This window comes from Candidatus Zixiibacteriota bacterium, from assembly GCA_040753875.1.
Classification (GTDB): Bacteria; Zixibacteria; MSB-5A5; order GN15; family FEB-12; genus DATKJY01.
Genome location: JBFMDV010000025.1, coordinates 98693 through 122161 on the forward strand (window position 1 = coordinate 98693; position 23469 = coordinate 122161).

Annotated in this window: 18 protein-coding genes and 1 pseudogene; 4 read left to right on the forward strand and 15 right to left on the reverse strand. The window is 56.2% G+C overall.

The window, feature by feature from the left end:
• Positions 1-6 precede the first annotated feature (6 nt).
• From AB1644_09435 to AB1644_09475, 9 genes and pseudogenes are all read right to left on the reverse strand, one after another.
• Positions 7-1254 carry a glycosyltransferase gene (locus AB1644_09435; GenBank protein MEW6051265.1) on the reverse strand — a complete coding sequence of 416 codons (1248 nt, stop codon included), beginning with the start codon at positions 1252-1254 and terminating at the stop codon, positions 7-9.
• The gene (locus tag AB1644_09440) at positions 1251-2327 is read right to left on the reverse strand and encodes a glycosyltransferase (GenBank protein MEW6051266.1); all 1077 of its coding nucleotides are present in this window, start codon (positions 2325-2327) and stop codon (positions 1251-1253) included. Before AB1644_09440 ends, AB1644_09435 begins: the two co-directional genes overlap by 4 nt.
• Positions 2324-3253, reverse strand: a complete 930-nt coding sequence (locus AB1644_09445) for a GNAT family N-acetyltransferase (GenBank protein ID MEW6051267.1) — start codon at positions 3251-3253, stop codon at positions 2324-2326. The genes AB1644_09440 and AB1644_09445 overlap by 4 nt, the downstream gene beginning before the upstream one ends.
• On the reverse strand, positions 3250-5472 hold the full coding sequence (locus AB1644_09450) for a hypothetical protein (protein MEW6051268.1): 2223 nt from the start codon (positions 5470-5472) through the stop codon (positions 3250-3252). The genes AB1644_09445 and AB1644_09450 overlap by 4 nt, the downstream gene beginning before the upstream one ends.
• Entirely contained in the window at positions 5439-7022 is a 1584-nt protein-coding gene (gene lnt / locus AB1644_09455; protein MEW6051269.1) for an apolipoprotein N-acyltransferase, read from the reverse strand. The genes AB1644_09450 and lnt overlap by 34 nt, the downstream gene beginning before the upstream one ends.
• 7 nt (positions 7023-7029) lie before the next feature.
• Complete coding sequence (gene gpmI / locus AB1644_09460; protein MEW6051270.1) at positions 7030-8631, reverse strand: 2,3-bisphosphoglycerate-independent phosphoglycerate mutase; 1602 nt, start codon at positions 8629-8631, stop codon at positions 7030-7032.
• A gap of 5 nt (positions 8632-8636) precedes the next feature.
• Positions 8637-9686: a phosphoribosylformylglycinamidine cyclo-ligase gene (purM, locus tag AB1644_09465; GenBank protein ID MEW6051271.1), complete on the reverse strand. Its 1050-nt coding sequence runs from the start codon at positions 9684-9686 to the stop codon at positions 8637-8639.
• A 56-nt stretch (positions 9687-9742) separates the two neighbouring features.
• Positions 9743-10441 carry a pirin family protein gene (locus AB1644_09470; protein MEW6051272.1) on the reverse strand — a complete coding sequence of 233 codons (699 nt, stop codon included), beginning with the start codon at positions 10439-10441 and terminating at the stop codon, positions 9743-9745.
• A gap of 22 nt (positions 10442-10463) precedes the next feature.
• Positions 10464-11060 (reverse strand): annotated as a pseudogene (locus tag AB1644_09475) (superoxide dismutase).
• 346 nt (positions 11061-11406) lie between these two features.
• Here AB1644_09475 and AB1644_09480 point away from each other — a divergent pair.
• On the forward strand, positions 11407-12039 hold the full coding sequence (locus AB1644_09480) for a hypothetical protein (GenBank protein MEW6051273.1): 633 nt from the start codon (positions 11407-11409) through the stop codon (positions 12037-12039).
• Positions 12040-12055: 16 nt separating this feature from the next.
• On the opposite strand, the gene AB1644_09485 is transcribed toward AB1644_09480, so the two are convergent.
• From AB1644_09485 to AB1644_09495, 3 genes are all read right to left on the reverse strand, one after another.
• Positions 12056-13600: an NAD(P)H-hydrate dehydratase gene (locus AB1644_09485; GenBank protein MEW6051274.1), complete on the reverse strand. Its 1545-nt coding sequence runs from the start codon at positions 13598-13600 to the stop codon at positions 12056-12058.
• Between the two features lie 3 nt (positions 13601-13603).
• Positions 13604-16030, reverse strand: a complete 2427-nt coding sequence (gene lon / locus AB1644_09490; protein MEW6051275.1) for an endopeptidase La — start codon at positions 16028-16030, stop codon at positions 13604-13606.
• Between the two features lie 87 nt (positions 16031-16117).
• Entirely contained in the window at positions 16118-17158 is a 1041-nt protein-coding gene (locus AB1644_09495) for a DUF933 domain-containing protein (GenBank protein ID MEW6051276.1), read from the reverse strand.
• A gap of 231 nt (positions 17159-17389) precedes the next feature.
• Between AB1644_09495 and AB1644_09500 the strand changes: the two genes are divergently transcribed.
• Positions 17390-17848 carry a hypothetical protein gene (locus AB1644_09500; GenBank protein MEW6051277.1) on the forward strand — a complete coding sequence of 153 codons (459 nt, stop codon included), beginning with the start codon at positions 17390-17392 and terminating at the stop codon, positions 17846-17848.
• A gap of 137 nt (positions 17849-17985) precedes the next feature.
• Positions 17986-18552, forward strand: a complete 567-nt coding sequence (locus tag AB1644_09505; protein MEW6051278.1) for a hypothetical protein — start codon at positions 17986-17988, stop codon at positions 18550-18552.
• Positions 18553-18565: 13 nt separating this feature from the next.
• Here AB1644_09505 and AB1644_09510 read toward each other — a convergent pair whose 3' ends face one another.
• The 3 genes from AB1644_09510 to AB1644_09520 all read right to left on the reverse strand — a co-directional run bounded on the left by AB1644_09510 (position 18566) and on the right by AB1644_09520 (position 21262).
• Positions 18566-19411, reverse strand: coding sequence for a deoxyribonuclease IV (locus AB1644_09510; protein ID MEW6051279.1), 846 nt, complete (start codon positions 19409-19411; stop codon positions 18566-18568).
• A 158-nt stretch (positions 19412-19569) separates the two neighbouring features.
• Positions 19570-19764, reverse strand: coding sequence for a DUF2892 domain-containing protein (locus AB1644_09515; protein MEW6051280.1), 195 nt, complete (start codon positions 19762-19764; stop codon positions 19570-19572).
• Between the two features lie 73 nt (positions 19765-19837).
• Entirely contained in the window at positions 19838-21262 is a 1425-nt protein-coding gene (locus tag AB1644_09520; GenBank protein MEW6051281.1) for an aldehyde dehydrogenase family protein, read from the reverse strand.
• 227 nt (positions 21263-21489) lie between these two features.
• Between AB1644_09520 and AB1644_09525 the strand changes: the two genes are divergently transcribed.
• Positions 21490-23169: a PilX N-terminal domain-containing pilus assembly protein gene (locus AB1644_09525; protein MEW6051282.1), complete on the forward strand. Its 1680-nt coding sequence runs from the start codon at positions 21490-21492 to the stop codon at positions 23167-23169.
• Positions 23170-23469: the final 300 nt, after the last annotated feature.

The following is a 23469-nucleotide window of genomic DNA, read 5'->3' on the forward strand; positions in this document are numbered from 1 at the left end:
AGGGCCCTAAGCGTTGACAGTCTTGTCGAGCACCTGCGCAAACCGCTCGACAATTCGTTCCCAGGAGTAGATCTGTGTCTTTAATGGAAGCGGCTCTATTTTCAGAGAACCGTTCTGGCCCCTCTTAAGAATATCAGTGAGCCAAAGGACAGCCGTCTCAATGTCCGTACCCTGAAAGCAATACCCCGCCCCTGACTCGTGCACCAATCTGCCTATTTCGCTTTCTGCGGGCACATGCGCCAGGATCGGCCTACCGGAGGCCAGCAAATCGAACATCCGCCCGGGCAGGATTGACGTCTCAGTTTTCGAGTCCAATCCAATATAGAAGAGCGAACAGCCGGAGAGCAACTCGACCGTTCTGTTCCGGGGTCGACGTCCGTGGCAAACCGCCATACCATGTAGTTGATGTTGGTCCAATTGGGCATCTAACCATCTCCGATCAACCTGACCCACCTGAATTATTTGCAGATTCTCTCGCTGCGCGGGCAACTTCTCGATCAGCCGAGCGACGACTTTGAGCAACGGTTCGACCGACACCAGATCGTTGAATGTTCCGAGCAAGCCAATGCGAAACTGGTCGCTTGCGGGCGGCGTACGCCATTTCATTGCCTCCTCCGGGTCGTACCCGTTGGTGATGACCGTAGCTGCACCAACATAATCGGCGATGCTCTGGCTGACCGCTGTTATGGTGGCAGCTTCGCGCTTTATGCTCTTCAGAAAATCCCGACCACGCGATACCATGTGCTGACTTTCGAATGTCTGCTCAACCCGAAGGCTCGTCCAGAAATCCCGGAAATCGGCGACCCAAGGGAGGTGGCTCACTCGGGCGAGCCGTTGGGCCACGAGATGACAACTCATGGGAGGTGATGTCGATACGATCACATCATACGCGTGACGCTCAATGAGTTTTCGGCCCATTCGCACCGCCGGTCCCACCCAGCCGATCTTCGAATCAGGGAAAAAAAATCGCGACAGTCTTCTCCCGCTCTTGAGAATTGGCTCGCCTGCGGTCCGCACCCCTAACTGATAAAGCAGTCGCTGGGGATCATAGGAGCCGGAACGAAATATCTTCGATTGGTCGAGACTCTCAAGAAGTTCGGGTTCAAACGCGCGGTACGCAACCGGCTTGACGGTCAGAACGTGGCATTCGTACCCGAGCTGAGGGAGGCGCTGGAACAGATTGAGTGGCCGGGCAACGCCGCTGAGACCGAGCGGCGGGAAATAATAACAGATGAGCAGTGCTTTGCGGCTCACTGCTTTCGTTCCTCGACCAGAGTCCGCATGATTCCGATCATGTCTGCGACGTTCTGCTCAAACAGTGCTTCCCTCTTTACGCGTTCCAGGTTCCTTTGTCGCATCTTGACATGCGGGTCGCTGGTTTCTACCAAGCGGGTCACAATCTGCAGCAATTGCTCGCCATTATACAGCTCGTATCGATAACCGCTCTCGGGTTCCAGCCATTCGCGCACACCGGGAATATCAGCAGCGATAGGAATCAGTCCGAGCGCCTTGGCCTCGATGAGCGATACCGGTGACGAATCCGAAATGGCGGCGGACAGATAACAGTCATGCTGTGCCATGAACCTCATGAATTCCGCGCGCGATAATCGCTCGTAATAATTGAGCCGGTTCCCGACCAGTGACTTCGCAATCAGACGGAAATGCCCTGCCATGGAACCGAATGCCGGAAAGGTGACAACCACCCGCCCGTCAACGATTAACGGCGCCAGCGCCCGGACGATGAATTCGTTGTTGTATACTTTCTCATGGTTGCGCGGCACGATTATCCGGAGTGGAGTCTGCAGCGCATATTCTGTCCGGTGATGCTGAAGGTGTCTCTCTTCGATTCCCCACGGGATCATCCGTACCCGTTCGAGCGGTGCCAGCTTCTGGGCCTCCTGCATTATATACTCGGAGTCACCGGTAACGAAATCGGACTGGTGCAGCGCAAACATAGTCTTCCGCCGATGAAAAATGGATTTGTGCGGCACGATAAGCACATCGGAACCCCACAGATGCGTGAGGACCGGGGCGAACCGTCGCGCCTGCGCCAGCGCTGCCGTGAAGCCATAACCGGAAACATAATGCGGATTGACGACATGCGGCTGAAACCGTCGGATCAGCGTACGGACCTCAGTAGCGGCCAGCGCGTACCGCCACGACTTGATGAATCCCCGCGGTCTCAATTGGTGATGCAGCAGCTGACCATCCTCGAGCGAGGCCAGCAGCACACGGCAATTTTGCCGGCGCAACTCCGCCACATATCGCGCCGTGTGAAAGGCGCGGCTGTCCGCCAGAACCAGCACGCGAAGCCGGTCAATCGTCATAGCAGCTTCCCCAGCCAGGACCTGTGGACATAGGTGGGATACGCATAAGGCAGAGCGCCCCACTTCTCCTTGTATGCCGCCAGTCCTTCTGCCCCCGGCGGCGACATTCCCAGATTCAAACGGGTGACCCCCTCGTTAGCGAGCTGCCTGGTCATCGAGTACAGAATGTATTGATTCGGTTTGGCGAAAGAAAAGTTCTTGTCGAAATAGACCTGCCAATGAAGCACCGAAGCCCCGTCGACTAAGAATATGTGTGAGGCAGCAAGTTTACCATCGACTTCGCCAATCACCCAGCGAATGCGCCTCTCCTGCTCGGCCAGGAGCGCTAGTGCATCGAAAAAGGAATCGCAGTATTTGGGTGGCCGCTTATGCCGGTGTTCGGTTGAGGTCATCAATTCAAGAAATCTCTTTCGATGTCGGCCCGAGTCATACGGCTCAACGGTTACCCCTTCACGCCCGGCTTTGCGTATCTCCGACCGCAGCGTTGCGTCCGGTGGCTCCCAGTCTGGATTCGAAATGTCGACAACGAGTGTTTCGTTCTCCTGTCGTTGAAACCCGTGCGATACCGGGAACTCGCATTCAAAATCGGTCAGATACAGACGGGCATAACCGGCCATAGCAAGAGCGTGAGATATGTAGCCGGCCGCCTCAGTCATGTTCAGTGAGGATGATTCGTCCACCCAGATTCTCGCATACAGCCCGTCGACCATCGCCTGAAAACAAGTGAACGGATGCGGCCGGAACTCAACACCCGGCAGCGCCGCAACAATCCGGGTTCCTTCGAGTAGCACCCAGCAGACCGGCGTACCGCTCATGGTCTTCCAGAGCGACACGAAAGGAATCGATGCATACAGCGAGAATGAATTGATCCGAGGCTGCAGCTCCGTCGGGACTGCTGATGCCGCCATGCGCTGAACTATCATCATGGGCGAATCAACAGCAGCTTGCCGCGCGCCGTGACGCCATCGTTCCCGACAAGCACAAACAAATAAACGCCCGATGCCACCAGACGTCCGGACTCATTGCGGCCGTCCCAGTACATCAGTGATGTCTGGCGAACCAACTCTCCGGAAAGGGTGTGTATCTGCAGCTCGAACGGTCCGGCAAAGTTGAAATTCAATCGCTCGGAGCCATCGCGGACCTCGAACGGATTGGGATACGCGACAACGTTTTGAGGATCAGTGGTGGGGTGTGTGACCGCCGCGCCGTACGCCGAGATCCCGGACGCAGTTGCGATATACAGAATGCCACTCTCCCGGTCGAGCGCCAGCGCGCGGATATCATTGGAAACAAGACCGCCGCTTAGCGAGGTAAACACGATGATCTCCCCCGTAACGGCATCGCGTCGGGCCAGGCCGTTGTGGGCGCCGATCCAGAGATTGCCCCGGTCGTCAAACTCCAACGCGGTAATATCCGGTCCGATTCCGGGAGGAAGGTCGACATTCACGAATCGTCCGCCATCCCCAAGATCAATATCGAATCGTGACAGTCCAAAATTGGTCCCGGCCCAGAGCTCGCCAAAGGGTGAGAATCGCACCACGCGAACAACATCCGATCGCAAAAAGGAGTTGCTCTCCCGGTGTTGCCACACGACGTCATCGGCGCGATCGCGAATGTCGGGGCCCGTATAATATCGAAACAATCCATTCGCCTCGGTCGCTACGGCCAGGTACTCGCCGAACCGGTCGATCGAACCGGTGAACGCATCGGTGATACCATCGGCGTACCCCAGCGAGTCCCACGACGCCAGATTGTCCAAAGAGTCAAGCAGACCGATCGCCACCGGGTAGCCGTTCAGGGCGCGATAGCACGATGCGAACAGGTGTCGATAATCGCGTGTCACGGCTCGCGTCACCACGTACGACGCAAGCTCCGAGACACCCCGAAGTGTCGAATTCAGATTGCTGTACTTTGTGACGCTGGAATCAGTCAGGCGATAGACGCCGTCCCCCTCGGTACCGGCCCAGACTGCACCAGTGCGATCTGCGACGGCCGCCGTGGTTGCACGAAACAGACTCATCGTCTGCACGCTCCAACTCCCGTCTCGCAGCGTGCCGGCCCCTTTGTCAAAAAAGAGAGCCGTGAGATCGCCGCGGTCGTTGACCGCCAGTCCCGTGACATTGTTGCCGGGCATATCGGAAGCGAAGAACCTGACATAGCTGCCCGTCGAGTTTTGATACATGCCCCCCGTACGAACCGCCAGCCATCGGAAGACCCCGTTGTTGGCACCGGTCACTGTTGAAGTCGTTATGCCCGGAGTCGGCAATATAGTAACAGCGTCATTCTTGATATATCCGAAGGCACCCAGCGAGTACACAAACATCGTGTCGCTATCGATCTTGATGTCCGCGCAGTTTACACCCGCGCCGATCGCTACACTGGTTATTGTCGTGTCGGCCGGCGAACGATCCAGTTGAAACAGCCCTTTGGGAGTCGCCAGGTAGATATGCGACTCGAACCCGACCACCCGCCGCACGGTATCGGTCGCCAATTGGGGGAAATTGTCAATGGAGAACGTCGTCCAGTTGGCCGGCGACTTCAAATTGTCCGGGTTACTTTTGTCAGCAACAGCCAATCCGGCAGAGGTAGCCAACCAAATGGAATCCCCGTTCAGCCAGATATCATAGACTGCCGGAGACGGGTTGAGCGCACCGAAGAGTCCATAGCTATCCTCGATCTGGCCGCCGTCGGTTGATTTGGAAAACAGGACCAGCCCCAGGCTGGTGCCAACCCAGAGGTTGACCCCGTCATCGACCACTCTGTACAAACCAAAGAGGTTGTTGTTATTGTCGAAAAACAGGAACTGACGGCTGGTGGCCCGGTCGAATTTCACCAATCTACCGAATCCGGCCATCCATTTCTGACCCGATGTATCGACCGCCACATCGTGGATGTCGGTCGTGCCCAGGCCATCGAGGTTGGCATAACGCTCTCGTGGACCGGATGGATCCGTGACCACCAGCAGTCCGCCGGAGGTGGTGACGTACAACGTGTCATCGATGTCGATGATCCGACGGACATCAGCGAACGAGGAAAGCGTGTGCCACTCCCCGGGCGCAACCTTGATGGTGGCAGCCGAACTATTGGTCGCCAGGAGGAGGCCGATATGAACTATCGTCGCAACAAGAACTTTCGGATTAACCATATGGCGGGCAATATAGTCAAAACGGAAACCAGAACCAAGAACGAGAACCGCCCGGCGAGGTCCCCGTGCCGAGTGAAGAACGTGTACTGGTCGAGAAGCCCGACCTTCCCTTTGAGTGCGGCCACAGCATTGTGCGGAAGCTGCTCGCGGATACGGCCGTACGGGTCAACGATATAGGTCAGTCCCGTATTGGCGGCCCTGGCCATCCAGCAACGATTCTCCACCGCCCGAGTCAGGAATATCCGCGAGTGCATATGAATACCCACCGAACTTCCGAACCAGGTATCGTTGGTGATGCCAACCAGAAACCCTGCGCCATCACGTACCATTTGCCGCGCGAATTCCGGGAAGGTGGATTCGAAACAGATCAGTACCCCGAACGTGACATCGGGAAGCTCGAACAAGTGAATGGAATCACCGGGATAGAAGTCCGACCACCACTGGATATCGTATCGATCGATGAGAGTAAGATACTTGGTGAGGATGTCCCGTTTCAGAAACGGCATGTTATCCTGGTACGGAACGGTCTCCGAAAACGGCACCAGTTTCATCTTATCGTAATGAGCTCCCATCCGACCGGACGGCTCGAACAGAAAGCAGGAGTTATAGTGGTGCTGTACCTTGCCGACCACGTCTTTCCGCAGTCCTCCGACCAGATGAAGTGCTCTCGTCTTGCGGGCTGTCTCTCCCACCATGCGGCGACAGTATTGGTCTATCGACAGATAACAGGGGGCCGCGCTTTCCGGCCAGACCTGCAGTTTGATCGAGCTGTCAGCTACCGTTTGTGCCAAAGAATCATACAGTTTGACACTGTATCCCTCATTCTCGAGCTCCCACTTGATGTCCAGAGGCACCGAACCCTGAAGCAGCGCCACGCCATATCTTCCTTGCTGCGGGTACGGAGGCAGTTCGATCCAGCCGTACGCCAGAAGGCCAAGTACTATTGCGAACGAGGCGAACGCGGCAGTGACTCTTCGCTCAGCCGCCTGATCGTGTCGCCATACTTGCCAAACCAGTACATTCACGATGACGATCAACAGCGACAAGCCGTGCACTGAGACCACGGAGACGATCTGGAGAATATAGAGGTAATAAGATTGTGTATATCCCAGGTCGGACCAGGGGAAAGCAAACTGCGACAAGGTTCGAAAATACTCCATGCCAACCCATAGGAGAGGGGCACCGATGATTCCGGCAAGCGGGCGCCACTGGTAGAGACGGTTGAAGGCCAGCAGCACGATCGCGTAATAGAGTGCTACAATCATCACGGCCGCCAATGCGCCGGGCGGCGTCACCAGCCAGACCCAATAGAGTGAAAACGCATTGAAGAAGAATCCAAAGAAATATGCGGCGTTGAATGCTTGTCGGCCGCGAAGCTTCGCGATGATCATAAATGGCCGGGCAAGAGAAAACCAGGCCAGAAAGCCAAACCATCCGGGATAATACGCCAGTGAAAGAAGGAACGACCAAACCAGTAATTCGAACCGCCGATTGCGGAGCTCGATGTCTGGTGGGAGGATCAGGGCGCCGATTTTGGAACGCACAGACACCGGCGGATCACCCTCGTACGATCAGGGATTTCCCCGTCATCTCTTTCGGCTGCTCCAGGCCCATGATATCGAGCACGGTCGGCGCCACATCGGCCAGCACGCCGCCATCCCGCAACGTAAACGTCGTCCGCGCCTTGGTGGCGTCGAACGGCATCAGCACGCCGCCATCTCCGACCGGTCGATGCCCCAGTTGCCCGCTGGGATCATACACGATGAACGGCACGAGATTCGTCGTGTGTGCGGTCCACGGCCCGCCGGTAGCCGGATCGATCATCATCTCGGCATTGCCGTGATCGGCCGTCACCAGCGCGATCCCTCCCTCGTTCTTTACGGCTTCGACCAATCGCCCCAATCCCCGGTCCACCGCTTCCACCGCCGCTTTTGCCGCCTGAAAGCTGCCGGTATGTCCCACCATGTCACAGTTGGCGTAATTGATAAGTACGAAATCGAACACGCCGGACCTGATCCGCTTTATTACGTTGTCGGTCAATTCCACACTCGACATCTCCGGCTGCAAATCGTAGGTGGCCACTTTGGGCGACGCGATCATATCGCGCTCCTCGCCCCGGAATGGTTCTTCTACGCCACCATTAAAGAAGAACGTCACGTGCGCATATTTCTCCGTCTCGGCCGTCCGCAGTTGACGCCTCCCGGCCCGGGACAGGAGCTCGCCGAGGATGTTCTTGAGTCGAGTGGGATGGAAGGCGATCTTGGCCTCGAACATCTTGGTGTCGAAATTGGTCATCGTGATGAGTTCGATGCGCGGGTGTTCCGGGTGGATGTACCCCACGATATCATGCCCGAGCAGCATGTACGACAGCTGGCGCGCGCGGTCGGCCCGGAAATTGAACATGATCGCCACGTCGCGGTCGGCCAGTCGTCCCGTCTCCGGAGAACCCAGGTCGACAACGCACGGAAGGATGAATTCGTCGGTGACCTTGTTGATGTATGATGCCTGAATCGCCCCCACCGGGTCCCTGAACCGCTGCCCTTCACCGTAGACAATCGCCCGATACGCCTTGTCGGTCCGTTCCCACCGGCGATCGCGGTCCATGCCATAATACCTGCCGCACACAGTGGAAACCTGTCCCAGTCCCAGATCCTTAAACTTGGCCATGACTTCGTTCATGTATCGCTGCCCGGAGGTGGGCGGTGTATCGCGTCCATCCATAAACGCGTGCAAATACAGCCGCTGGACTTTCCTTTGTTTCGCCAGCTCGGCCAGCGCGTACAAGTGCTTCAATGAGGAGTGCACGCCGCCGTCTGAGACCAGTCCGAACAGATGCACGGCTTTCCCTTCCTCGGCGACACGCTCCATGGCCGCATTGAACACTTCGTTTTCGAAGAATTCGCCGTCCACAATCGATTTGTCGATCCGGCTCACGTCCTGATACACAACCCGCCCCGCCCCAAGGTTGAGATGCCCCACCTCGCTGTTCCCCATCTGGCCGTCAGGTAGCCCCACCGCCGGCCCGGAACCATCAATCTTGGTGTGCGGAAATGAGCGCATGAGATAATTGTAGGTAGGCTTGTCGGCCGCGGCGACGGCGTTGTCCGGGGTTGCTTCTCGCAACCCGAAGCCGTCCAGAATGACCAGAACCACCAGCATTGTCGTTATACCAGACTGACCACGCCTCGACCACCGACGATCCGGCCGATCCGATACGCCTTCTCACCGGAGTCGGCAAGATGACGCAGAATCTCACCTGCCTGCTTCTCCGGCACGACCAGGATATAACCAATCCCCATGTTGAAGGCCGAGTACATATCCAGTCGATCCAGATTCCCTGCCGTTTCGAGATATTCGAATATCGGCAGAATTGGCCAGGTTCCTTTGCCGATCTCGGCGTCGAGATGTTTGGGTAAAATCCGATTGAGGTTCCCCGGTATGCCGCCCCCGGTGATATGCGCCATCCCGTGAACGGTGTACTTTTCGAGCAGCCCGAAGACGAGCGGCGCATAGCAACGGTGCACCGCCATCAGTGCATCGGCTATTGTCCCGTTTAGTTCGGGCACGACAGCATCCGGTTGAAGTCCTGCCTTCTCAAAGACGACTTTTCGCGCCAGCGTATAGCCGTTTGTATGGAGACCGGTCGAAGGGAGCCCTATGCAGATGTCCCCCTCAACGATCGTGCTGCCGTTGATGATCTTCGACTCTTCGACTACCCCCACGATACAACCGGCCAGATCATACTCGCCAGGATAATAGAGGTCCGGCATCTCCGCTGTCTCCCCACCTATCAATGCCATACCGACTGAACGGCAGGCGTGGGCGAGACCCGACACCATTTCCGCCACTACTGCCGGTTCGAGCTTGTGAATCCCGATGTAATCGAGAAAAAATAACGGCCGTGCCCCATGGACCAGGATGTCGTTGACACAGTGATTGACCAGATCTTCGCCGATTGTGTTGTGCCGACCGGTCATAAACGCCAGTTTCACCTTCGTACCCACACTATCGGTCGATGAGACCAGCACCGGGCTTTTCAAGCCAGAGAAATCCGGTCGGTAGAAGCCGCCGAACGAGCCGATTTCGGAGAGGACCTGCGGCCCGAATGTCTGACGAGCCAGGCTCTTTATGCGCGCTACCGCCTCGTCATTGGCGCGGACATCAACCCCCGCTTCCGCGTATGTCATCTTTTTGCCGGAAATATCTTTCGACATGCGGGCAAATGTACCCCGGCGGACCAGTGAAGTCAACTATTTGCGCTGACGCAGACTTACGCCAGATCGAACAGCAGAAACTCGGCTTGCCGTGAAGCGGTGATCTCAAGGCTCAGCTCGCCGCTCACCGCCGCACCGTCGCCGTCGGTCAGTTTCTGTCCGTTCAGGGCCAATTCCCCGGTCACCAGTTGCAGCCAGGCGTGCCGGTCCTTGGCGAGTTCATGCCGCACATGATGCTGCGGTTCCAGAATCGACGCATACAGCGCGACGTTCTGATGAAGTGTAAGCGCTCCGTCTGTCTCGTTCGAAGAAGCAATGACGCGCAGTCGGTTCAGTTTTTCCGCGTCCGGGAAACTTTTCTGATCATATCTCGGCTTCAGTCCCGCACGTTCCGGCAGTATCCAGATCTGAAGCAGATGAACTTGCTCCGTGCGGGAATGATTGAACTCACTGTGCATGACACCGGTTCCGGCGCACATATACTGCACATCGCCTCGTCGAATGACACCGCCACCCCCTGAGCTGTCCTTGTGCTCGAGAGCGCCGGCCAGAATGTACGTAATGATCTCCATGTCGTTGTGCGGGTGCGGTGGAAACCCCTTTCCACCGGCGACTCGATCTTCGTTGATGACTCGAAGATCGCGAAACCCCATGTGCCCGGGATCGTGGTAGGTATTGAACGAGAAAGTATAGTGCGTATCGAGCCACCCGTAATCAGCGTGGCCGCGCTCGGCGCTTCTCCGGAGTGTGATCATCGATTTCTCCTCGCTATCATGTTCATTCGGCCCTCATGCCGGTCGCCAGGTTTTTTGAGACCTCGCTCCAATTCACCACGTTCCACCAGCCGGTCACATACTCGGCACGACGGTTCTGATATTTCAGGTAGTACGCGTGCTCCCAGACATCGATCCCCAACAGCACTGATGCGCCCCAATGCGCCATCTTCTGCTGGTTCTCAACCTGGGTGATCACCAGACGGTCATCAGCGGGCCGGTAATGCAGGAGAGCCCAGCCGCCCCCTTCAACTTTGATAGCTGCCTCAGAAAACTGCTTCTTGAACAGTTCCAAGCTGCCGAAATCGCGGGTGATCTTCTCAGCGAGTGGGCCGGACGGCTCACTGCCTCCTGAGGGGGACATCACATTCCAGAACATCGAATGGAGATAATGCCCGCCGTAGTTAAATGCCAGTTGACGGGACCAATGCTGTATCAGCGCGAAATTACCGGACGCGCGAGCCTTGGCCAACTCCAATTCGGCCGCATTGAGCCCATCCACATACGCCTTATGATGCTTGTCATGGTGCAGTTCCATAGTCTGGGCGTCGATGTGCGGCTCGAGTGCGTTGTAGGGGTACGGCAGTTTCGGCAGTTCGTGTTTGGTGAGTTCGCCTGCAGTCGTGGCCGTGCCGGCTGACTGCCCACCACCACCCTGGCCAGGTGACTGGGCGATCGCGTTCAGCGACGACATCACCACTGCCCCGCTCGCCAACGCCCCTCCGGCCACTTTCATGAAATCACGACGATCGGTATCCATGCCTTGTCCTTCTCGTTATGCAACCAAATCTGGACTGTTTAATTCCACTTTCCCTTAAACAACGGGGAGTCGCGCCGGTTCACGCCCTGCGAGTATCGGACAGCACGAAAGATTCCGCTTGAAGGATGGCGCCGTCCACGATATATTGTGCGCAAGAAAGCCGCATTCCGACTGAGGAGGAGTCCGCATGACACCACGTTTCACCACTGCCTGTCTGGTATTCGCATCAATGGTTGCATCGAACATGACGGCGCGCGCGCAATCAGAATTCATCTACGACGGTTCCGACGGCATAGGCATTTTCGGTGGCTATGGCTTCAACGAAGACTTGCGCGGTCCGTCCGTGAATGCCGGGTTTTCCTCGAAAGGAAAATTCGACCTTGGCATGAACATCGGCTACATCACCGGCGACAATGTCTCTGTGAAAGTACTCGGTGTAGGCGCCAATGTACTGGTGGTGAAAGAGGATACTGAGGTTCCGTTTACTCTGGCATTGACCGGCAGGGCTGAGGTCGACGTATTCTCAGTCGACGAGTATTGGTCCAAGCGACAGTTCGATATCCAGCTCGCCACTCTTGGTGTCTGGGGATACAAAAGGATAGTGCTTTCTCGCACCACCTTTCTGTTGCCGTCGATTGGACTCATGAAAGTAAGCTCAATCGACGATGAGATCGACGGCTACACGGTGGCGTCCGGGGCGTTCCAAATAGCTTTTGGTAATCCGGTGAAGAAACTCTGGGTAATTGGAGTGACAATCTCGAGAGCCGAGGAGCGCACCACCGGGTACGTCGGCGTCGGGCAAGTTCTCATGCGCGAATGACATAAGGACGCGTTTATTATACGCGTTCAAACGCTTTCGGCAGGCACTCCACGATATCTCCGGCGATCATACCGCGCTGCGTGAACAGATCGGCGGCAATATCCCCGGCCGTGCCGTGCACATACACGCCGCAGATAGCGGCATGAAGCGCCGACATCCCCTGAGCAAGAAACGAACCAATCACACCGGACAACACATCGCCCGAGCCTCCTGTTGCCATACCGGAATTGCCGGTTGGGTTCAACCAGCAGCGAAGGTCCGGCGATGCCACAAGAGTCGGGCTCCCTTTCAACACCAACACGACATTCAAGTCGTGAGCCGTTTCTCTGGCCAGAGCGATCCGCTCGTGAATGTCCACCGGTACCACTTTGCCGGTCAAACGTGCGAACTCACCCGGATGCGGGGTCAGGACGAGTCCGGCGTCATGCGGGCGATTCTTAATTAAGTCGGCGTTGTTGGTGAAAGCCGTGACACCGTCGGCATCGAGAACGGCCGGTTTGTCCAGTGATGCTACGAGCCGACGCACCAACTCAAGGGTTTCGTGATGCAGCCCCAGACCGGGGCCGATCACCAGCGCGTCGTGTTCCGCGGCCAATTTTCTGATTTCGCCAAGCGAGCGGAGCGCCAGCGCCCCTTTCTTGCCGACATCCGGAAGCGGAATGGTGGTGGCCTCGGTCAGTTTGATGGCGAGCACCGGTTGTGTTGTTGCCGGGCAAGCGAGCTTAACCAGCCCACATCCGGAACGAATGGCGCTTCGTGACGCCAGCGCTGCCGCACCGGTCAGACCGGTGGAGCCGGCTACTAACAACAGTTTGCCGAAATCCCCCTTGTGACCATCCGGCTTTCGTTCGGGCAGCAGGCCTGCTAAATCCCAGGGCATGGTCAATTCCGTGCGCAGATTGAACTTCTCGATGGCGGTGTCGGGAATTCCGATCGGCACCACCACTACAAAGCCAGCTGTCTCGCGCCCGGGCGTGACGTACAGACCGTACTTGGGAAGGGCCAGTGTGAACGTGTGATTAGCAATTACCACCGCCCCTTCATACTGGCCGGTATCAGCATTGAGGCCGGAAGGCAGATCGATTGAAATTATCTCTGTCTCTTGCCCGTTTATGTACTCGATCAGTTCAGCGGCGAGCCCTTCAGGCACGCCGGCGAATCCGGTTCCCAAAACGGCGTCGATAACATAGTCGCATTCCAATTCTTCGGGGAGGTCATCAATAGAGGTCACCGGGTTCGGTTTGATTTTGCACTCTTTGAGCCGATCGTGGTTGAGCCGGGCATCAGGTGACAGCTTGTCCACCGGTCCCATGAAATAGACTGATACATTTACACCAGATTTTGATAGCCGACGGGCCACCACGAACCCATCACCACCGTTGTTCCCCTTACCGCATATTACGGCACAGCTGGTCTGCTTGGGTTTGTCGATAAGAAGATTGAGAATAAACTCGGCGATCCCGTTTCCGGCATTCTCCATCAGCTCAGGTCCGGAGATACCGCAACGGTCAATTGTTTCGCGGTCAATCGCGCGCATCTCGGCCGATGTGACCAGCTTCATATGTCAGCCCTGGCAGCGCACCTTCGACAGTTGGCCCCCCGACCTGCCCCTTTTCGCCGATGCATCGAGCGCGAACCGGATAGCTGACAGCACGTCTGAGAAAAACTTCATCTGCACATTATCTTTGATTTCCGACGGAATGTCCGACGTGTCCTTCCGGTTGTCTTCCGGCAGTATCACCGTTTTTACTCCGGCTCGAACGGCACCCAGCAGCTTCTCCTTGAGACCGCCGATCGGCAGCAGTTCACCGCGCAGTGTGATCTCGCCGGTCATCGCCAGACAGGATTTTACCGGTTGCCCAGTGAACATGGATGCCAAGGCAACGGCGATTGTGATCCCGGCCGACGGGCCGTCCTTGGGCGTTGCCCCCGACGGCACATGAATGTGCACATCCCGACCATCGAAAAGTTTCTGATCTATTTTCAGGTCGGCCGCATTGGAGCGCACAAACGACAGTGCCGCCTGTGCTGATTCCTTCATGACGTTACCCAGGTGACCCGTAAGCGTGAGCGAATTCTTCCCCGGCATGACGGTTGCCTCGACAAAAAGGACCTCCCCTCCCACCGATGTGTACGCCAGTCCCGGCACCACTCCGGCGCGCCCCTGGCGCTTCAGCACCTCGCGGGTGAATCGCTTCGGCCCCAGCAGCCGCGAAACCTCCTTGGCGTTCACAATCATCTTCCGCTTTGAACCCGATGCAACTTTCCGGGCAATTTTCCGGACGACACTGGCGACCTCGCGCTCGAGATTGCGAAGTCCTGCTTCGCGCGTGTAGCCGTCGATCAGGAGCTTCACCGCGCTGTCATCGATAGTCAGTATGGCCTTGCTCAGCCCATGGTTTTCAAGCTGTTTGGGAACAAGATATTTTCGGGCAATCGAGAGTTTTTCCAGGTCCGTGTAACCCGGGATTGAAATCACTTCCATTCTGTCCAGAAGCACCGGCGGGATCGGCTCCAGCCAGTTCGCCGTGGTGATAAACATCACCCTGGACAGATCGAACGGCAGATCGAGATAATGATCGGTGAAGGTATCGTTCTGTTCCGGGTCGAGCACCTCCAGAAGCGCCGAGGCCGGATCCCCTCTGAAATCGCTGCCAAGTTTGTCGACCTCGTCGAGCATGATGATCGGGTTGTTCGAACCGCACCGCTTGATACTCTGGATGATACGCCCCGGCATGGAGCCGATATACGTGCGGCGATGTCCCCGAATCTCCGCTTCATCCCGCATGCCGCCCAGCGACACCCGCGCAAACTCGCGTCCCATCGCGCGCGCTATCGACTTGCCAAGTGAAGTCTTGCCGACGCCGGGAGGCCCGACAAAACAGAGGATCGGCCCCTTGATATCGGATTTCAATTTGCGGACCGACAGATGCTCCAGTATCCGCTCTTTGACCTTCTCCAGATCGTAATGGTCTTCGTCGAGGATCTTCTGTGCCTTCTTGATATCCAGAATATCCTTGGTGGATTTCTTCCACGGGAGCGTCACCAGCCAGTCAAGATAGGTGCGAGAGACCGTGTACTCGGCCGATGACGGCGTCATGTGTGACAGGCGATCCAGTTCCTTATAGGCGGCTTGCTCTGCCACTTCCGGCATGCCGGCCGCTTTGATCTTCTTCTCAAACTCCTCGATCTCCCCTTTGTCATCCCCATCCCCGAGCTCCCGTTTGATTGCCTTGAGTTGCTCGCGGAGGATATAATCGCGCTGAGATTTGCCCAGTTCACTGGCCGCCTGCGCCTGAATCTTCTGCGACAACTCCAGTACCTCGATCTCCCGGTTGATCGCCTGATACAACATGTGCATCCGCTTGTGAACATCGAGCTCTTCCAGTATCTCCTGCTTCTGCTCGATCGACATGTTCAGACTGGAAGCAACGAAATCGGTCAGCTTGGATGGCGTGTCCTGATTGATAGCCGTAACATGGAACTCCTCAGTCAGATACGGCGCCAGATCAACGAGCGTTTTCACCCGTTCGAGCAGATTCCTCTGCAGCGCTTCCAGCTTCACCGTTTCGTGCACGGTCTCGGAAAGCTCCTCAATATCAGCGGTCAGATATGGCGTCGTTGCCACGAACCGCTTGATGCGAATGCGGCTCAGGCCCTGGATAAGAAAGCGGACCGTACCATCGGGGAATCGCAGCATCTTAAGAATGTTTCCGGCCGTCCCGACCAGATACAGGTCATCCGGTCCCGGATTCTCTTTCTTGGCATCCTTCTGCAGAAACAATCCGATGCGCGAGCCGCGCATGAGCGCCTCATCCACCAGCTTGGTCTGATCCACCTGCTGAATCATCAGGGGGACAACCAGGAATGGATATACAATCGTCCCGCGGAGCGGCAGGATCGGGATAGCGTGCGTATCGGACGGGGACTCGGTCCCCTTTTTTTCTATTACCGTGGTCATCGTTTCCTCAATAACGGCTCGTTCTTTCATTCCATCCTATAATGAATCGGTCGATTCGTTCAAAAATTGAACATTCATGGGAGCGGTTCGGTTCGCCGGGTCTGCCGACGATGTCGGTTAGACATTGAACCGGAACAGGATAACATCGCCGTCCTGGACAACATACTCCTTGCCCTCAAGATGGAATTTCCCGGCCGCCTTGAGCGCCGCCGGTGTCTTGTACTGGATATAGTCGTGGTACTTTATCACTTCGGCGCGTATGAAACCCCGCTCGATATCACTGTGGATCACCCCGGCCGCCTGCTGGGCGTGCGTACCGGACCTGATGGTCCACGCCCGAACTTCCGGCTCGCCGGCCGTCAGGAACGAGATGAGTCCCAGCATGCCGTACGATTTCTGGATCACCTGTTCCATGGCAGGGCGTTCGATCCCGAGTTCCTTCAGAAACTGCGTCCTTTCCGCCGGTTCCAGCATGACCAATTCTGCCTCGATTTTCCCGCAGACTACCGTAACATCTCGCTTGCCCGGTGCTGCGAACTTCTGAAATCGCGCGCTAATCTCACCTGCTTTGGCCAAGTCGTCCTCACCGATATTCACGACTATCAAGAGCGGCTTCTGAGACAGGAACATGTAGCCGCGAATTGGCCGTGCTTCTTCGTCGGTCAGGTCGAGATCGATCAGCGGTTTCTCCTGCTCCACCTGTACCAGACACCGTTTGAGAATATCGAGCTCCCGCTGCTCGTATTTGTCGGATGTCAGGTTAATGCGCCGCGCCTTCTTCTCAATATTACTCTCGATCATCGCCTGGTCCAGCAAGATCATCTCATCGATGAGATTCCTGATATCACTTTCGGGGTTGGCATCCGGCGCGAACGCGTTCACTACCAGCATGAATGCGTCCTGTTTGCGAAGGTCTGGGTGGATCTCCAATCCGGCAGACTTTTCCCCTTCACCGGAAAAGCCGGGGGCATCCAGAAACTCGATCTCCGCATGGGTGATCTTCTTTGGATTCACCAGTTCGGCCAACTGTTCGACCCGGTTGTCCGGGACCTTGATGACAGCCCGGTGGACCGCTTGTGAGAAATCCCCAACCGTCTCCTGAGTGCCGGCAGCAGCGTTGAAAATAGTCGTCTTGCCACTTTGCGGCTTGCCAATCATGCCTAATCTCATACCGGTTCATAGTATGTCACCAGTCGTGTGATGGCAAGGAGTATGTGGGTACCGATTCGACTTGACTGCCGGACCGCTTATTGGTATGGTGATACAGAACTCCATGATATGACCGGGAGGCAGCCCCCATTGCCCTGGCGGATTGAATTCGTATTCGTTTCTCTTCTTTTTGTGGTGGTTGTATTGGGCGAAGGCCCTACGGCAAGAGCAGACGACGCCATGCGAATACAAGCCGGCCAGCGAGTACGTTTGACCGCGCCGGCATATGGTCCTGCGAGAATAACCGGCGAGATAGCAGGACTGGGGGTGAAGGGAATGGTGGTCAAAGTACTGACCAACTCGGACACTCTTCTGTCAGTTCCTTACAGCTCCATAGAGAAAATGGAGGTTAGTCTTGGGCGCCGAGGACACGCTGCTGCTGGAGCCGCACTGGGCTTCGGGGCCACGTTGTTTGCGGAGTTTCTGATTGGCAAAGCCAGCAGTGACAAAGCCGGCTTGGGTACACTCTCCAAAGGCAACGGCATGATTGTGTTGGGCGGTGTGACAGCAGTAGGGGGGTTGATCGGCTCGTTCATCAAGACAGACGAATGGAGACAGGTCTCAACACCAACAATTCAGGTCGGCATGCGCCTGTGGGAAGAAAGGGCGGGATTGGTAGTTTCGCTGTCGTTCGACTGACTCCGCGTTGAGCTGCCACGGAAATGCCATAGGCGTCAAAGGGGCGAAAAGATTGGCTGGGGAACGACTTTCAGTTGACCAGACATTACGAAGCGACTTCCTTGACTTCGATATCCATGATAAGAGAAAGGCCCCGCATGTCTGCACGAAGAACATTCTTTCGGACTCTCAGTGCGCTTGTTGTCTCAGTACTGTTCATTACCCCTACTGTCTCATCAGCCGAAGACTCGCGTGATCTGCTGAATCATCGCGTGCGGGTGACGGCTCCAGCATTTTCATCTCAGAGAATCGATGGCCTGGTGGCGTCATTCAACGACAACACCCTGCGTCTCGAGGATTGCCGCCCAAATCTGGACCTTCAGCTTGTCCCGACAGCATCGATCACAAAGATCGAACGCTTTGAGGGACGACACGGCAACACACTCAAGGGAGCTTTGATCGGCGGAGGGATCGGATTGGCGACATTCGGCATTCTTGTGGTCACCGACACTGACAATGATCCGAATGGTTGGGAGGAATTTGAAGATGCGATGACTGTCGCTTTTGGCGTCATGTTCGTCGGTGGCGGGACACTCACCGGCGGACTGATCGGAACGTTTATTCGGAACGACCGGTGGCGGGAAGTACCGTTAGATCAGTACAAGTTTAATCTGTATCCAGCAAACCGGCATGGAGTGGGACTGACTCTGTCGATGAGATTCTGAATGGGCGAACCGGCTACTTGACCAGCCCGCGCAGGACCTTCAGATTTTCAATATCTTCTTTGAGGTCGTCCTCTTTGGGTGTCTCGAGGACTTTGGGAATTTTCGCCAGCTTCTTGTCGTTGACCAGATTGCGGAACCCCTCCAGTCCTATCTCCCCTTTTCCAATATGCTCGTGTCTGTCCACACGCGAGCCGAGCCCTTTCTTACTGTCATTGACGTGGATCACCTTGAGCTTGTCGAGCCCGATCACGTCATCGAACGACTTGATTGTCTTCTTATAATCCTTCGGATCGGTGATCGGATATCCGGCCGCGAAAATATGGCAGGTGTCCATGCAGACACCCATCAGCGCCTTGTTCTCGACTTTGTCGATCATATAGGCGATCTGTTCGAATGTGTAGCCAAGGTTGGAGCCCTGACCGGCGGTCGTCTCCAAACAGATTGTGACCGCATTGTCTTTGATCTCACTGAGCACGCGATTCAAATTCGCGCAGATCCGGTCCATTCCTGCCTGCTCACCCAGTCCCAGATGCGAGCCGGGGTGGATGACTAAACTCGGAATCTTGAGCAGATTGCATCGATCCATTTCTTCCTTGAATGACAGATACGATTTCTCATTGAGCGCCGCATCCGCCGAGGCCAGATTGATCAGATAGCTGGAATGAGAGCAGGCAACCGAGATTCCCGTTTCTTCGATCGTTGCGAAAAATTTGCCGACTTCCTCAGTCGAGAGCTTCTTGGCGCGCCACTGGTTGTTTGATTTGTTGAACATTTGGATCGTGTCACACGTGGCGGTTCGGCCGCGCAAAATGGCATTAAACACGCCCCCCTCGATCGATTCATGTGCTCCGAATTGCATGACTCATCAGTCTCCCATCGAACGGCGGTTAACCCGAACACTGTGTCCGGTGGAAAATAGACAAAATAGGGCTATGACACAACCGGCAAATTAAACGGTAATCTTTGATGCAATGCCACAGGCGTTTGTCGATACCGGCATACGACGATGGGGAAGTGTTACGCCTGCTTCTTTGCAGTTCCTGTGTTGATCCCGATCAGTGTATAGAGCGGACAGAAACCACCTATCGCCGAGATCAATGGCAGTATACCCACCAGCCCCCACCATGACTTCAGCACCACTCCAACTGTAAGTATAGCCAGCCCGGCGATGATTCTCACCACTCGGTCGGCGCCTCCCACGTTTGCTTTCATCCGTGACTCCTTTTCTTGGCGTCTGTGACAATGAACCAGAGGACCCGCCAAGCGAGTCCCGATATTCACGTGCTCACCTTGGATTCATAACCAGCAGCTTCGGCTCCGTCATATCCTCGATCGCGTAGCGAACCCCTTCACGCCCCATGCCGGAACGCTTCATCCCGCCATACGGCATCTGGTCAACGCGATACGTGGGGACATCATTGATGACTACGCCGCCGCACTCGATACGCCTGAAAGCGTACATGATATCTTTCATTCGATTCGTGAACAGACCCGCCTGCAGACCGTACTCGGAATTATTGATTGCTGCCACAGCTTCTTCGAAAGTGTAGTACTTCTCGATTATGCCTACCGGAGCAAATATCTCCTTCGAACAGACGGCCATTGATGTCTTGGTATCAGTCAGCAGGGTTGGCTCCATAAGCCGCCCACGGGCGTTTCCGCCGACAAGGAGTCTCGCACCTCCCAATACTGCCTCTCTGATCGATGCCAGCGTGTTTTCGACTGCCGTGGTGTCGACCAACGCGCCGATATCGGTCTCGTCGTCGAGCGGATTTCCGACCTTGAGTTTTTTCACCCGATCGACGAACATATGAATGAACCGGTCATAGATGGAATCGTGCACATATATTCGCTGAACCGATATGCAGGACTGACCGGCGACACCAAACGTACCAAAGAGAAGGCGAGTAATGGCATACTCAAGATCGGCATCATCCGCCACTACCACTCCGGCATTTCCGCCCAGTTCGAGCACGACCGGTTTGGCCCCGCAATGAGCTTTGATCCACCAGCCTACGTCAGCCGAACCAGTGAACGTGATCAACTTCACTCGATCATCCTCCAGAAGCGGTGATGCCTCGGCAGCGCCGGCGGGCAGGATCGAAATGGCTCCTTTTGGATATTCGGTGGCATCTATCAACTCCGCCAGCATAAGCGCAATGATGGGCGTCTTCGAAGCAGGCTTGAGCACGATACTATTGCCGGAAGCGATCGCCGGTCCAATTTTGTGCGACACCAGATTGAGGGGGAAATTGAACGGTGTAATAGCGCCTATCACGCCGCGAGGGAAACGTCGGACCAGTCCCATTCTCCCTTCGCTGCCGACATTCCAGTCAAGGTCGATAAGCTCCCCGCCTATCCGCTTCGCTTCCTCCGCTGACGTTCGGAATACCCCAATGGCGCGATTCACTTCCGCCCGTGAGTCTTTGATCGCCTTCCCCAGCTCAAGCGACATGGTGCGCGCGAACTTCCCGGCGTCCTGCTCAAGACCATTGGCTATGGCGCGGCATACCCGCTCCCGGACGTAAGCCGGGAGCTCGCGCGTTCGTTCAAAGGCACTCTGTGCCCTATCGATGGCAGCCGCAAACGACTCTCGCGAAGCAGCCGCCACCAAGCCCAACAGCGAATCGTCGTACGGCGACTCCACCCGTATTTCCCTGGCACTGTCCACCCATTCTCCCCCGAGGTACATCTTGTACTGGTCGGCCATAGCTTCCTCGACTTTCGAATCCGATTTGTGATGAAAAGATAGGACGAGGTCGGCATAAACTCAAGGGGCGGGTATGAGCTTCCGCATAAATGGACCCGGACGCTGTTGTCCATGAAAGTTTTACCGATATGAATACTATATGAATTGAATGCCGGGGGCTGCCAGCGCGACTCTCCACTATCCCGGCACGCCGTATCGTGGCGAACACAATACCTGAGGAGCAGTCTATGTCACGCAATAGCTACCCGATGGATCTCTGTCGCCGGCCTAAGGGATCGTCAGATCAGTCCGGCATGGCCGCCGTCATGGCGCTGCTCATGGTCGGGATGCTTACCTTGATAGGTCTGGCCGCCCTGTCAACCTCCGACGACGAGGTACAAGTAGCCGGCAACCAGTTTCGAGATACCCGGGCGTTTTATGCCGCCGAGGCCGGCCTTGAGACCGCGACCGCAGCGGTGCAAACCGAATACGAACTCACGGGCTTTCCACCCACTACTCTGCCGAGCGGCTCGGACAGCATCAATGAAAGTGTCGTATCATATACCACTGTAGATAATGGCCCTGCCGTACAGAAGACACTGACCAGCGGCAACCTGTCCGGCCTGCATGCTCTGGTGAAGGAGTATACCATAACATCAGATGCCACAAGCGATGTTGATCGTGCCCGGACCGTGTTAGTTCAGCGATTCGAGGCGGCCCAGGTCCCCATCTTCCAGTTCGCCGTGTTCTACGACGACGAGCTCTGGACCTCCCCTGCCGAGAAGATGACCATCAATGGGCGGGTCCATGCCAACGGCGATATCTGCCTGCAATCCTCCAATGGGCTATACCTCGATAGCTACCTGAGTTCGGCCGGCAATATCTATCACGGGTACAAGTACGGTCTCTACCCGGGTGTCAACGGCGATGTGGCCATCAAAGACCGCGTCGGTCTCTACCAGAGCATGAAGGTCGGCGGCACCTGGCTTGACGCCAACGATACCGAATGGTACTCCAAAGCAGCGACCCGTTGGGGGGGCCAGGTGCAGGACAAAGCATTCGGCCAGGAAAAACTCAATGTTCCCCTGACCAACAAAGGGGAGCCGCACAAACTGATCGAGCGAGCGACAGGCAATCCGGACTCATACGAAAACAAGGCTACGCTTAAGATCATCAACGGTCAGGCCTTGAAGTTTGTCGCCGGCACCTGGGTCGACGTCACCGCTGATATGACCACGAAAGGGATCATCACAGCCACCACCGACAAGTTCTATGACAGTCGCGATAAGAAATATGTCGACGTGTGCGACCTGGACGTCACCAAGCTCTACAGCAACGGCTATGGTCCCGACAACGGCGTGCTGTATTTCTCCGATGATATCGCCGCTTCCAGTGAATGGCCCGCCTTGCGCCTGAAGAACGCGACATCGCTTGGAGCCGGACTGACCATTGCCAGCGAGAATCCAGTGTATACCGTGGGGAATTTCAATACGAGTGACAAGAAACCGGCGGCGATCCTCACCGACGCACTCACCATCCTCTCGGCCAACTGGGACGATGCCAAGAGCACGCAGTCCAAGAGTAACCGACAGGCGGTCTCCACCACTGTGAACGCGTCATTCATCACCGGCGACACCTACCTCGGCCCAGGCAAATACAATGGCGGACTGGCCAATCTTCCCCGTTTTCTCGAGTACTGGGGGGACGCCAGGACTGCCTCCATCTGCGGTTCGATGGTCAACCTGTGGCAATCCATGCAGGCCAAGGGGGACTGGAGTCTCGATTATTATGAGCCCCCCACTCGAAACTGGATTTATGACATCGACTTGGATGATCCTGCCAAACAACCGCCTGACGCACCAAAGATATTGGTGTTCCGCCGCGGCGGCTGGATGCAGCAGGACGTCGCGTACACTACCAACGAATGAAATCACAATGCTGATTGATCTGCGGGGTCGGCGTGACTGCGTCGGCCCCTTGTCATATCTCAGAACGCCACATAGCCGTCAGATCAAGCGTCGGATCTCAGCTAAGGGGTATGGCGGGCATCCCATAGTCTGTGGGTAGGGATGGTTCGTGTCCGTAGCCCCATCACACCAGAAACGGCCCTACGGGGGGTTCCCCGCAACGATCCATAGCGCCCAATCCAATACTCCGCAACGAGATACTGCCAGTTCCGATCCCGACCAATTCGGGACCTGCTGACGGCACGGTGGTTACATACTTGT